Origin of the sequence: Peptacetobacter hiranonis, assembly GCF_008151785.1 — a bacterium.
GTDB classification, from domain to species: Bacteria; Bacillota; Clostridia; order Peptostreptococcales; family Peptostreptococcaceae; genus Peptacetobacter; species Peptacetobacter hiranonis.
In genome coordinates this window covers 647,552-661,043 of sequence record NZ_CP036523.1, presented here as the reverse complement: position 1 = coordinate 661,043, position 13,492 = coordinate 647,552, and the positions used below count along the sequence as shown (strand labels likewise).

Annotated in this window: 13 protein-coding genes; all 13 read right to left on the bottom strand. The window is 34.5% G+C overall.

The genetic code is table 11. From position 1 onward, the window contains the following. Positions 1-199: 199 nt before the first annotated feature. The 13 genes from KGNDJEFE_RS03295 to KGNDJEFE_RS03235 all read right to left on the bottom strand — a co-directional run bounded on the left by KGNDJEFE_RS03295 (position 200) and on the right by KGNDJEFE_RS03235 (position 13,486). Entirely contained in the window at positions 200-898 is a 699-nt protein-coding gene (locus KGNDJEFE_RS03295; RefSeq protein ID WP_006439794.1) for a V-type ATP synthase subunit D, read from the bottom strand. A gap of 18 nt (positions 899-916) precedes the next feature. After that, on the bottom strand, positions 917-2,311 hold the full coding sequence (locus KGNDJEFE_RS03290; protein ID WP_006439793.1) for a V-type ATP synthase subunit B: 1,395 nt from the start codon (positions 2,309-2,311) through the stop codon (positions 917-919). After that, entirely contained in the window at positions 2,312-4,081 is a 1,770-nt protein-coding gene (locus KGNDJEFE_RS03285) for a V-type ATP synthase subunit A (protein WP_006439792.1), read from the bottom strand. 48 nt (positions 4,082-4,129) lie between these two features. Then, the gene (locus tag KGNDJEFE_RS03280) at positions 4,130-4,453 is read right to left on the bottom strand and encodes a V-type ATP synthase subunit F (protein WP_006439791.1); all 324 of its coding nucleotides are present in this window, start codon (positions 4,451-4,453) and stop codon (positions 4,130-4,132) included. Then, entirely contained in the window at positions 4,446-5,453 is a 1,008-nt protein-coding gene (locus tag KGNDJEFE_RS03275; protein ID WP_050754649.1) for a V-type ATP synthase subunit C, read from the bottom strand. The genes KGNDJEFE_RS03280 and KGNDJEFE_RS03275 overlap by 8 nt, the downstream gene beginning before the upstream one ends. Positions 5,454-5,493: 40 nt before the next feature. Beyond that, positions 5,494-6,069, bottom strand: coding sequence for a V-type ATP synthase subunit E (locus KGNDJEFE_RS03270; RefSeq protein ID WP_006439789.1), 576 nt, complete (start codon positions 6,067-6,069; stop codon positions 5,494-5,496). Positions 6,070-6,102: 33 nt separating this feature from the next. Then, positions 6,103-6,576: a V-type ATP synthase subunit K gene (locus tag KGNDJEFE_RS03265; protein WP_006439788.1), complete on the bottom strand. Its 474-nt coding sequence runs from the start codon at positions 6,574-6,576 to the stop codon at positions 6,103-6,105. A gap of 1 nt (position 6,577) precedes the next feature. Continuing rightward, positions 6,578-8,563: a V-type ATP synthase subunit I gene (locus KGNDJEFE_RS03260; protein WP_006439787.1), complete on the bottom strand. Its 1,986-nt coding sequence runs from the start codon at positions 8,561-8,563 to the stop codon at positions 6,578-6,580. After that, complete coding sequence (locus tag KGNDJEFE_RS03255; protein WP_040410364.1) at positions 8,550-8,879, bottom strand: hypothetical protein; 330 nt, start codon at positions 8,877-8,879, stop codon at positions 8,550-8,552. The genes KGNDJEFE_RS03260 and KGNDJEFE_RS03255 overlap by 14 nt, the downstream gene beginning before the upstream one ends. Before the next feature lie 1,040 nt (positions 8,880-9,919). Further along, a complete protein-coding gene (locus KGNDJEFE_RS03250) occupies positions 9,920-10,660 on the bottom strand; it encodes a copper homeostasis protein CutC (RefSeq protein WP_006439784.1) in 741 nt (246 codons plus the stop codon). Between the two features lie 173 nt (positions 10,661-10,833). Further along, the gene (locus KGNDJEFE_RS03245) at positions 10,834-11,940 is read right to left on the bottom strand and encodes a Sapep family Mn(2+)-dependent dipeptidase (RefSeq protein WP_006439783.1); all 1,107 of its coding nucleotides are present in this window, start codon (positions 11,938-11,940) and stop codon (positions 10,834-10,836) included. After that, on the bottom strand, positions 11,941-12,897 hold the full coding sequence (locus KGNDJEFE_RS03240) for a glycosylasparaginase (RefSeq protein ID WP_006439782.1): 957 nt from the start codon (positions 12,895-12,897) through the stop codon (positions 11,941-11,943). Between the two features lie 67 nt (positions 12,898-12,964). Next, positions 12,965-13,486: a GrdB-related putative oxidoreductase gene (locus KGNDJEFE_RS03235; RefSeq protein ID WP_006439781.1), complete on the bottom strand. Its 522-nt coding sequence runs from the start codon at positions 13,484-13,486 to the stop codon at positions 12,965-12,967. Positions 13,487-13,492: the final 6 nt, after the last annotated feature.

Sequence of the window (13,492 nt, the reverse complement as noted above, 5' to 3'; positions counted from 1 at the left end):
CTGGAGACGTGTATTTTATTAAAAACAAAACTTTTTCTCGCTCACGCGTTGAAGCTGGAGAGAAGTTTATCTATATCTCATATGCTTCGCATAATAACAAAGGATTAGCAAATTTTGATTCACCTGCTCATAAGGAGTAAATTTATAATATATTTGTTCAAAAAAAGGCTGTTGCAAAATTGCAACAGCCTGATTAATTCTATTGATGTGTTTCTTTATACTCATTATACATAGCTTCATCTTGAGCTCTTTTTTCTTCAATGGCTTCGTTAAGCATCATATCCTTAACTTTCATAAGTCTTGTCTGATTTCCTCTTTCATTTTCGTCAAGTTTCATTGTTATGTATTTGATAGTTTCCTGAAGCTGAGGTATCATTACATATTCAAGTGCATTAACACGACGTCTTGTTTTTTCGATTTCATCAGCAAGTAGATTTGCTTCTTTTTCCATAGCTGCTAGCTTTAGCATTACTGGGAATACCCTAGATAATTCACTTATAGCTGCATCTAGTTCTCCTGAAGTTGTTGCAAATCCATATGAGTATATATCTGTAACGTCATTTGTAGTTGTTTCAAAGTCAAATACTGGTACATCAACACTCATTACGTTCTTTTTGTCAACATTAACTATTACACCCTGTTTTGGATACATAAGTGCTTCTTCAACGGCTTGTGATGACATTACAGCATTTGCTATACTGAAGTTCTGATAAACACCGCTTATCATTATTTCAACTTCTTCACGTAAAACCTTATTTTCTCTTGCTAAATCTAAGAAAGTTTTCATTAGCTCATCACGTTTGTCTTTTAGAAGTTTATGTCCTCTACTGGCAACACTCAGACGCTTTTTTAAAGAAGCAAGTACCATTCTGGTAGGATTTACATTTAGTCTTGCCATAGCCTACTCCCCCTTCTTTTATTTAGCATCTGGATCATATGTTTCTTCAGGGTAGTATTTTTCTATGTTAGCATCTTTTATACGTTTTAACTCACTCTTAGGAAGTATAGTTAATAATTTCCATCCTATTTCAAGAGTTTCTTCTATAGATCTATTAGTTTCATATCCCTGATTTACATATTCCATTTCAAAAGCATCAGCAAATTTTGCATACTTTTTATCTATGTTTGTAAGTGCAGCTTCACCAAGTATTGACATAAGCTCTTTAGCTTCTTTACCACGAGCATATGCAGCGAATAACTGGTTCATTGTATCTGCATGGTCTTCTCTAGTTTTTCCTTTACCTATACCTTTGTCTTTTAGACGAGATAGTGAAGGAAGTACGTTTATTGGTGGTGTAACACCTTTACGATAAAGTTCACGAGAAAGTATTATCTGTCCTTCTGTGATGTATCCAGTTAAGTCTGGTATTGGATGAGTTTTATCATCTTCTGGCATTGTTAATATAGGTATCATTGTTATTGAACCTTCACAACCCATTTTTCTACCAGCTCTTTCATACATTGTAGCAAGGTCAGTATATAGGTATCCTGGATATCCTCTTCTACCTGGAACTTCTTTTCTTGCTGCAGATACTTCACGAAGAGCTTCTGCATAGTTTGTTATATCTGTTAATATAACTAGTACGTGCATGTGTTTTTCAAATGCAAGATATTCAGCAGCTGTTAACGCCATACGTGGAGTAGATATACGTTCAACAGCAGGGTCATTGGCTAAGTTCATAAATAGAACTGTTCTATCTATAGCACCTGTTCTTTTGAAGTCAGATACGAAGTAATCTGCTTCTTCGTATGTTATACCCATTGCAGCGAATACAACTGCGAAGTTAGATTCACTGTTAAGAACCTGAGCCTGTCTAGCTATCTGAGATGCTAATTCTGCATGAGGAAGACCTGATCCTGAGAATATAGGAAGTTTCTGTCCTCTAACTAATGTGTTTAGTCCATCTATTGCAGATACACCAGTCTGTATGAATTCAGACGGATAGTCACGAGCTGCAGGGTTCATAGGTAACCCATTTATATCTAATTTCATTTCTGGTATTATGTCTGGTCCACCATCTTTTGGTCTACCCATACCATCAAATACTCTACCTAACATTTCTTCTGATACGGCAAGTTCCATACCATGTCCAAGGAATCTTACCTTACTTTCAGCTAGGTTTATACCTGCTGAGTTTTCGAATAACTGAACAAGAGCATTATTCCCATTAACTTCTAGTACTTTACATCTTCTTTTTTCACCAGAAGGAAGTTCTATTTCTCCAAGTTCGTCATATGTTACGCCTTCTACGTCTTTAACAAGCATCAGTGGTCCGGCCACTTCTGCAATAGTCTTATACTCTTTTATCAATTACTCCACCTCCTTAGCTGTTAAGTCTGCTAAGCAACTTACCATTTCTTCATCTATTGCTGCGTAAACTTCATTTACGTCTTTTTCTTCTACGTATTTGAATCTTCCTATTCTTTCTCTTACTGGAAGTTCTACTAATTTATCAAAATCAGCTCCGTTTGCTATTGCTTCTGCACTTCTGTTGTAGAATAGCATTATTAATCTTAATAATAAGAACTGTTTGTTTAGTGAAGAATATGTATCTACATCGTGGAAAGCATTCTGATGTAAGTAGTCTTCACGTATTGTTCTTGCTATTTCAAGTTTTAATCTATCTGAGTATGAAAGTGCATCCACACCAACTAGCTGTACTATTTCCTGAAGTTCTGCTTCTTCCTGAAGTAACTTCATAGCGTCTGCTCTATTTGTTGACCAGTATTTATTAACATTTTTATCAAACCATTTGTTTAATCTGTCTACATATAGAGAATAACTTGATAACCAGTTTATAGCTGGGAAGTGACGTTTGTAAGCAAGGTCACTATCTAGTCCCCAGAATACTTTTACTATACGAAGAGTAGCCTGAGAAACTGGTTCAGAAGTATCCCCACCTGGAGGTGAAACGGCACCTATTGCAGATAGTGCACCTTCTCTTCCTTCTGTTCCTAAGCTTACTACTCTACCAGCTCTTTCATAGAACTGAGCTAGACGAGATCCTAAGTATGCTGGGTAACCTTCTTCACCTGGCATTTCTTCAAGACGTCCTGACATTTCACGAAGAGCTTCGGCCCATCTTGATGTAGAGTCTGCCATAAGTGCTACTGAGTAACCCATATCTCTGAAGTATTCTGCTATTGTTATACCTGTATATATAGATGCTTCACGGGCTGCAACCGGCATATCTGAAGTATTAGCTATAAGTATAGTTCTCTTCATTAGTGATTCACCAGTTTTAGGGTCCTGAAGTTCTGGGAACTCACGAAGAACGTCTGTCATTTCGTTTCCACGTTCACCACAACCTATATAAACAACTATTTCTGCGTCTGCCCATTTAGCAAGCTGATGCTGAACAACTGTTTTACCACTTCCGAAAGGTCCCGGTACAGCTGCAACCCCACCTTTTGCTATAGGGAACATTGTATCTATAACTCTCTGTCCAGTTACTAGAGGCATATCTGGAACTAGTTTTTCTTTGTATGGTCTAGCAACTCTGACTGGCCATTTCTGCATCATAGTTAATTCTTTTTCTGATCCATCTTCAAGAGTAAGAACACAAACTGTTTCTTCTACAGTGAATTCACCAGATTTTATTTCTTTAACAGTACCTTTTACTCCTACAGGAACCATTATTCTATGTTCTACAACAACAGTTTCCTGAACTGTACCTATTATATCTCCAGTCTGTACAGCATCTCCAACAGCTACAGTAGGAACAAATTCCCATTTTTTATCTCTGTCTATTGCTGAAACATTTATACCTCTTGATATATTAGATCCTGCAACTTCCACCATTTTTTCTAGTGGACGCTGGATACCATCGTACATATTTTCTATAAGTCCTGGTCCAAGCTCAACACTTAGAGGAGCGTGAGTTGATACAACTTTTGTTCCTGGTCCAAGACCTGCTGTTTCTTCATATACCTGAATAGATGCTTTATCTCCACGCATCTCGATTATTTCACCTATAAGTCCCTCATCTGAGACACGAACCACGTCAAACATGTTGGCTTCTTGCATACCTTCAGCAACAACAAGTGGTCCAGATACTTTAACTACTTTTCCTTGGCTCATTTTATCACCGTTTCTTTCTATATTAATTAAAATTAATAATTTGTTTTCTTACTTATCTCCGAAAAGAATATCAGCTCCAACTGCTTTTTCTACATTCTTTTTAACTCCTGCTATTCCTATTCCTAAGCTTCCGTCAACTCCTGGTATAGGGATTATAGCTGGTGTCATTAGTGATTTATAGCTGTCTATTTCTTCTATCATATCTTTGCATAGACTTTCTGTTATGTAGATAATAGCGAAATTCCCTTCAGTTACAAGTTTGTGTAGAATTTTTTTAGCTTCGTCTGAGTTCATACAAGGGTATGTATCTAGTCCAACAGCTTTAAACCCTACAACACTATCTCTGTCACCTATTACTCCTATTCTATACATAACTTACTCTCAGCCTTTCTCTTATTCTATCTGATGGAAGTCCAGCTAACTTACCAGCCATTATTATTCTGGCTGCTTTTATTTCGTTTTCTTTAGCTAATATATAGCCAACTATTGCTTCTATTCCAAAAGATTTATATCTTGAATCTTTTACATATTCCATCAAACGATTATCACATAATTTTTCAAGCATTGTGAAACTGCCACTTTCTTTAAGCATTGGAATACTTTCAGCTAGGACATCTGATAGTCCATAAGAAACTAGCTTTTCAGCAAATGTTTCAAGCTGTTCATCGTATCCTGCTATAAAGAATTTTTCTGTTATATTTCCACCTTCTATAAACACTTTAGAGAAGAAGTCCCAAGATTTATTCATTCTTCTCATTCTGACAAATATTCTTAAATTAATAGTATCTATTAGAAGTTTTACATATCCTTTTAAATATGCATTTTCTGATTTTTCCGCAAGTCTTATCATATCTTTATAGCATGCTTTATCAAGAATTATATCTACTTGCTGAGGATCCTTAGTTCTTCCGAATACGTCTAGAACCTCTTCTATAGCATCCTTCATCTCTGTAGACATTCCAACGAAGTCTCTTTCTCTTACCATATTAACAAGATCTTTAGTATCTATACTTCCACTTCCCATAAAGAATGGTTCAGGATCTGTTCCTAAAAATTCTGCTTTTAATATAACCTTTATATTATGGTAGTCTGACTGATATAAAAATATGTTAAAGTACTCAGGATCGTGAACTATTGATTTAACAAATTCGTAAGTTCTTTTGTGTTCCCGTGTTAAGAGCACTTCGAAATCCTGTGGTTTTACATCCGGAATAGCTCCACCGTATTCCATTTCTGTAAGTACTTTTAGTGCTTCTTCCGGATTTTTACTTTCAACCATTTTTTCGATTTTGTCGTGGCTAAGCATATTTTTTTCTCCGCTTCTTACACAGGCAGTGGCAAATACGTAATCTCTATCGTTAATCTTTGCCAAATCAATCAATCCCCTTTCTTTAAAGTGGATAAGCCTTGTATTATTCGAACAATGCCTTTACCACATCAGGTGTTATTTCTTCTTTTATATCTTCAATTATAGATTCTATAGTAGCAGTTATTTCAACTTTACCAGCTACAACTTTGAATCCTCCACTAGCATTTATTGTTTTACTTGATAAACAAAAGTTATTTCCTTTTTCATTTGCCAGAACAACTACTTTTTCTCCAACAGCTTCAGCGTCTTTAGCATTGAAAAGAACTTCTCCACATTTAACACCTATGTCAGATAAAGTATCTGCTAGAAACTCTATGTATTTTTCCTCATCCATATTGTGGACTTCTGCAACTGCTCTCTCGAAACATTCATTAACTGCATCCTGTTTAGCTTTTAGAAGCATTTTTCTTGTTTCAAGCTGAGCAAGCGAATTTCTTCTGCTGAATACTTTTTCTGATTCAGCTTTTATCTTGTTCTGGACATTTAAAAGTATTTTATCTGCATCGGCCTGTGCCTTAGCTATTATTTCTGCTTCCTGTTTTCTTGCTTCAGCAACAGCATCATCTGCATATCCCTGAGCTTCAGAAAGTATTTTTTCTGTTATTTTTTCAATACTCATTATATCCACATCCTTAAACTGTTACTGTTGTTATTATAAAGCTATTGCGTTTAACATTAAGAAAGATACTAGTAATGCTAATACGGCATATGTTTCAACCATTGCTGCATATATCATACCTTTTGCTAATTCTTCTGGTTTTCTAGCTATAAGCATTATACCAGCTGCTGCTGCTTTACCCTGAGCTATAGCTGAGAATACACCAACTATTCCTATAGGTGCTGCTGCTGCTAATATTGCTGCACCCTGTGCAACTGTTAATTCTGCTATTCCACTTCCACCCATAAGACCTATTTTAAGCATTATGATGAAAGCTATTAATAATCCATATATACCCTGAGTACCTGGTAGAGCCTGCATGATTAGTGTCTGACCGAATTTTTTAGGGTCTTCTGCTACTACTCCTGCTGCTGCTTCCCCAGCTATACCTACACCTATCGCACTTCCTATACCTGCTATTGCTGCTAATGATGCTCCTAAAATTGCTAACATTGTACCGATTGACATATTAATCTTCCTCCTTAACTATGTCGACATATTTTGTCTTTTTATCAAATGGTTCAAACGCTGTTCCTCCGCCTTTGTAGAATTTACCGAAGAATTCAACGTACTGTAGTCTGCTGGCGTGAACGAAACTACCAAGTGCATTTATTGCTAGGTTGAATAAATGTCCAAATACAGCAACTACTATTAATAATATAGATCCTTTTATTCCTCCGCCTGCTAAGCTTCCCATTGTATTTATAACCTGAGCTATAACTCCAGTGGCAAGACCTAGAGCAAGAAGTCTTGAGTATGAAAGAATATCAGCTAAATAAGAAGTTATATCGTATAAGCTTCCTAAACCGCCTGTAATCTTTCCGAATATTCCTTTTTTCCGTCTTCCTCCTGTTAGAAGGATTCCTACAACACCTATGATTGACATATATTTACCTGCTGTAGCAAATGCTGGTCCTATCTTTCCACCTACACCAAATAGAACTAAACCTACTAAAAGTACGTACCATAAACCTATATCAAATAATGCGTCTAATGGTTTACCATCTCTTATAAGCATATATGCCTGTATTCCCATACCTAGGAATAAATGTATACCACCTAGTATGAATGAGAATATTAATAACTTCATAGGGTCACTTACTGGGTTAAACCAAAGTGGCTTGATTACAAAGTTGTCTATTCCAAAGAATGTCTTTGCTGCAACTGTAGGTAAATCTCCAAACCAACCACCAAACAGTGCTCCCCATATTGCTGTTGAAATACCACACCAGAAGAACATATTTATAAGTTTTTTAGTCATTCCTTCTAGTCTGAATTTCTTAGATATTATAAAGCATCCAACTGCCATTATTATTCCGTATGCCGCATCACTTAGCATCATACCGAAGAATATAAAGTAGAAAGGTGCTAACCATTTTGTAGGGTCTATTTCCTTGTATTCAGGTAATGCATAAAGGTTTGTTATCGCTTCGAATGGATATATAGCTCCTGTATTGTGTAGTAATACTGGTGCTTCTTCTCCTTCTGGAATTTCATTAAATTCGTAATAACATTCATTTTCTTCTAGCACTCTCTGAACGCTTTTTTCTGCCGCTGCTGGCATATATCCGTCAAAATAGAAAGAAGCTTCTGTTTTTAAAAGCCTATTTCTTATCTGATTTCTATCTTTTTCTATTATAGTATCGTCGTATAAACATTCTACTTTTTTGATTTCTCCTGTCATAGAAGTTATATCCGCTTCCACTAATTCTTTTTCTTTTGCTATTTCAGCAAGCTCTTTTTCATAGCTTCCTGTTATTTCAGCTGGTGTTCCGTACATGTTTGAGAATGTAACTTTGTTAAATCCAAACTGTCTAACACAATCTAAAACAAGTTCGATATCATCTTTTAGAGCTATTATAGATAAGTAATGCTGATCTGCATCGCTTCCGATAAGTCTAAATACTGTTCTATCTGTAGCTTTCTCTACAGCAGCTCTCATAGCTTCTATCTCTGTTACGCTAGGAACAACCCCCATTAGAATCTCAGTACTTTCTGTTTCCCTTAATTCAACAGGTATGTCATAAGAAAGCCATGGCTTTAATGAAACCATATTAGTTTCTATTTTATTTTCTTGTCCTTTCAGATTCACAAGACTATTATAAAGCTTATAAACCTTTTCCACTGTACTTTGGATATTTTCCTTATCCTCCATAACCTTTTTAAATTCTCTCTTTGTAATAGCTCTTCTAGTCTTTATAAGAGGTTTTTTAGATTTATCGTACTGTTCAAGTGTTTCTAGTACTGTAGAAATTTTCTGAAGCTCTGAATCAATTCTACTTACTTCATCTTCGTTACCATCTTTTACAACTATATTAGCCCACTCTTCATCAAGAAGTTTTTGATCCTGTGCACTTAATTCAACTACACCAAGATCCATTAAATGTTTTATAAGCTCTTCTTTATTGTTGCTCAGTCCTATGACAGAAAGTTTTTTCATCTTAACAATTGACATTAGACTTCACAATCCTTTCTAGAACAACCTTTACTCCAGCTTGAATGTTTTTTTCAGCTTCTGATAAAATCACTCTGCTCTTTTCTGATGTTTGTTCAATAGTATTATCATATACCTTTCCAGCTTCTTCTTCGGCCTTGCTTATTGCTAAATTGTATTCAGCATCTGCCTTGTCTTCTGCTTCAAGTATTAACTGCGATGCTCTTTTATTTGCATCAGCTACGATTTGTTTCGCTTCCTGAACTCCATCTTTTTTAATTTTATCGGCCTGTTCTTCTGCTTCATTGATAACTTTTATTAATTCAATAGATGACATCTCTTCACCACCTGTCTTTTTGAAATTGGCCAAACTTTTTATAATATTCTTAGATTATATTTATTATATTTTTATTTTACGATTTTGTCAATTTCATAAATCTAAATTTTTGCATCGTTTTTTAAGCATTTCTTCAATTTTCTAACTTATTTTGCATAATCATTTTTACTTTCTATCGTTTTGAATTTAATTTGAATACGTTTTCCATTTTTAAGCTAGATAATAATTTTTTGCATAAAGTTTTTATTTCGCATATATTTTTTTCATAGTTTTTATCTATATTTATTGAAATTTCAATTTTTACTTTCAATACCCTCTATTTGTGAATTGTCATAATTTTGAAAAACTGTAATTTTAACTTTGATTTTTTTTGAAACAATTTGAAGTATTACAGTTTTCAAAAATATATACAACTTGTCACTTTTTGCAAGTTGTTTATATTTAATTATTCTTTTTTCTGAATTTTACTTTTTTTATTTTTTTAGCTATTTTTTTATCAATCAACTCTTTTTCTATTAATTTAACTCATAATTCTTATTCTTTTGTATACAATTTACATTACTTTTATGCCTATCTATAGATTTTCGAGCATAAATACAAATATCCACAGCGCCTAATAGATAATTTTTTAACTTGCTTTTTTTAAGCCTATATAACTTTTCCTTTCTAAAAATAGCTTTTTCACTATTCAGACAATTCTAGCTAATAACTTTTACTTATCAATCACAAAACATCGATATAATTATCCTTTTATTTATGTTTTTAATTTAACCTCTATAGAATATCTATAATATCAAAAGTTTGCCAAGATTAAAGATATTACGAAACATATAATATAGTAATAAAAAAGGACCTATTGCAAAACTTGCAACAAGTCCTCGTTTATAAGTTAATGTAACTTAGTGGATTGAAAAACATAGACAAAACATCCTCGACAATCTGGAGACGTGCAGTTTGTTTGCAACATAACTTTTTACTTTTACACACGTCGAAGCTGGAGAGGAGTTTGTCTATGTTTTCAATTCCCAAGATATATTAATCTATAAATTTTCTATCATATTTTTAACTAGTTCGTATGATACTACATCGTAGTTCATTTCATTTGGCGCACTTGCATAAGAATAGCTTACATTATTCTTGTGAGTTGTTGGATCTTCAACCCAAGCCTTACAAGAACTATGAACCTGATTTATTCCAGTATAGTCCATTATTTCGTCCATATTGCTTATATTAACTCCACTACCTGCAAGTATTTCTATTTTGTCACCGTATTTTTCCAGAAGATTTTTTATTACTTCTTTTCCTTCTATAGCTTTTGGCTCTAATCCACTTGTAAGAACTCTATCTATTCCAAGCTCGATTAAAGTTTCCATAGTCTTGTATGGATCTGCTACACAGTCAAAAGCTCTGTGGAATACAGCTTCTCCGTTGTATTCTTTTATTATTTTTACAATCTCAGCAGTTTTTTCTTTGTCTACTTCTCCATCTTCAGTTAAAAATCCAAATGCTAAACCATCTGAACCATTTTTCATAAGAAGCTCTGCATCCATCTTCATCACTTCATAATCTACATCGCTGTAGTGGAAACCTGCACCTCTTGGTCTAAGCATTGATATAACTGAAAGATTAGTATTCTTTTTAGTTAATACTAATGTAGCTAAAGAAGGTGTAAGTCCTCCTAGATGTAATGCACTGTTTAACTCTATTCTCTTTGCACCCGCTCTATCTGCATTGTACGCATCTTCATAACTTCCGCAGCATATTTCAACTATTTTTTCCATTTTATCAAATCCTATCTATTAAATAATAATCCTTATTTTGACGTAATGCCGTCGTTTTTAACTTGCGTGTTTCTGGTAACCTTTAAATCAAATCTTTTTTACAATCAACCTTTAAATAATCTTTTATATACTTTTAAAATAATCCTCTAAATAATTTTAATAACTAAACAATCCTATATATTGGCTAAGTAATATATACCTAGTCCGTATATCTTAGCATTTGATATGATATCTTCTACCTTCATCCATTCATTTGGAAGATGTCCTATTCCCTTCTGTCCAGGGAAACTTGGCCCAAATGGAACTATATTAGGCATTAGTTTTGCGTATGTTCCGCCAGTTGTTGTCACAGGAGTTCCGTCAAGTCCTGTAACCAACTCATACGCATTCTGAAGACTTCTAACCATATCGCTGTCTTTTTCAAATCTAACTGGAGTATAATGACTTACGCATTTTACTTCCATTCCATTTGATTTTTCCTCTATCGTACTTATTATCTTCTCTACAGTAAGTCCCACAGGATATGAGAATGTTACAGAGAAAATAACTTTGCCGTCCTCGTATCTTAATTTATAATTTCTCATTTCATTTACACCAAATTCTTCGCTCTTATAATCAAGACCTAAGCTTTCCGCATTTGGCTTAGCGTTCATAAAGTATGTATTTACAAACGCAAAGAATTCAGCTATGTTTTTTTCTTCTGTTGAAATTTCTACAACAGCTCTACCTCTTTCTGCATATACTACTGGGTATTTGCAGTCTGGTGTCCATCCCATTACAGGTGGTTTTTCTTTTTCTAGGTAGTATTTTAAATCTTCAAATCCTGTTTCTTCATCGCATCCAAAGATTATTCTGACCGGTCTTTTTAATTCTACATTTAACTGCTTTATTGCATATAAAGCGTATAAACAAGATAGTATCGGTCCTTTATTGTCTAATATCCCTCTTGCGTAAATATATCCTTCTTCTTCATGTGCACTAAATGGATCGTGTTTCCAGCCTTCTCCAACTGGAACAACATCTAAGTGACCTATTATCCCTATATAATCTTCACCTTCTCCATACTGTGCCCATCCAATGTAATTATCAAGATTTTTAGTTTCAAAACCTAAGCTCTCTGCTAATTTCAATGTTTCATCTAAAGTTAAGGCTATATCCTTACCAAATGGAGCATTTTCTTCGGCTTTTGTTTCGACACTCGGCATCTTGACAATCTTTTTAATTCCTTCAATCATTTCTGATGAATTTTTTTCAATCTGCCGAATTATCTTTTTTTCCATTTATTTTTCCTCCAATGGTGCTGTTCTTGTTTTCATGTAGTTATCTAACCATTCCTGGCTTGCTACTTCATGTATGCATTTACCATCTACATTTTTAGTTAAGTATACTATTGGTTCCTGTCCTTCTGTAGCTACTGCAAATGAGAAACCTTCTATATTTGTAGCAACTCCCCATTCACCTTTATTGTTCATAGCTATTAGAGATAAGTCTCCAGCTTTTCCTCTTCTTTCTATTAATTCTTTGTTTAAGTCGTTTACCGCTATTTCACAAGCTTCCTGAGGATGTTTTCCTTCTTTCATAAGTCTTACTATTTCATAAGATATACATCCTTTCATAAGGTCTTCACCAAGTCCTGTTGCACTTGCTCCACCTATTTTTGAGTCAACGTAGAATCCTGATCCTGATATTGGAGAATCCCCTACTCTACCTTTTCTCTTCATGAATAATCCACTTGTAGAAGTAGCTGCAGTCATTTTACCATGAGTATCAAGACAAACCATACCTACTGTATCGTGTCCTGAATATGGGCTTATTTCCTGCTGTTTAACTTCTTTAACTCTGTTTTTGTAGTGTATTTTTGCTCTATCTGTAAGCATATTTTTTCTTTCAAATCCTTCTTTATGAGCAAATTTTTCAGCTCCATCTCCAACTAACATACAGTTTACTTTTTCATGAGATAATCTTCTTGCTATTGATATTGGGTTTGCATAATCTTTTATTGCTGCTACTGCACCTATATCTAATGTATCTCCATCCATGTATGCTGCATCTAGTTCAACTTCCATCTCTTCATTTGGAAGTCCACCGTATCCTACTGATTTGTAGAATGGGAAGTCTTCTACTTCTTTTATTGCTGTTTCTATTGCATCCCCTGCATCAGCACCTTCTTTTAGCATTTTATCTGCTTCTGTTATTCCTTCTACTGCCATACGCCATGTTGCTATTATTCCCCACATGTTCGTTACCTCCTATAATTATACAGAAAGGATGCCTCCTAAAAAGCATCCTCCCCCATTTTTTAATTTAAAAACAATATTTTGATACTATTTCTGAACAATCAGCGCCTTCGTGCATAGCTTTTGCTAATTCACACATAGCGTCTAATGATTCATTTAATCCAAATCCACCTTTTTTAGGTGTTTTTATTATATGCACTTTGTCTTTGTATTCAGCTATTGTTTCTTCATTTTCTACTGACATAGCTGCAAATGCTTTTGCATCAGTTGTATTGTTTATGTCATTAGCTACTCTAGCAGCCATTTTCCCATATCCTAAGTAGTTTAGGCATGGTCCACACATTACAACATCTGCTTTTAATTTATTTACCATTGCGCAAAGTTTTCTACTTACTTCATCTGGGTTAGCAGCATAAGTACCGTCACCGCAGTAAAGACAAGCTATTACTTTTCCGCCTATTTTCTTTAAAGACTGTTCCATCATTACAGCAGGCCCTATTACTTCTTTTTTAGCGCCTAGAGGTACATCGTGGTCATCTTTTATACCTGCACCTGACTGTATCTGATCGTAAATCATTATAATTTTCATATTAAA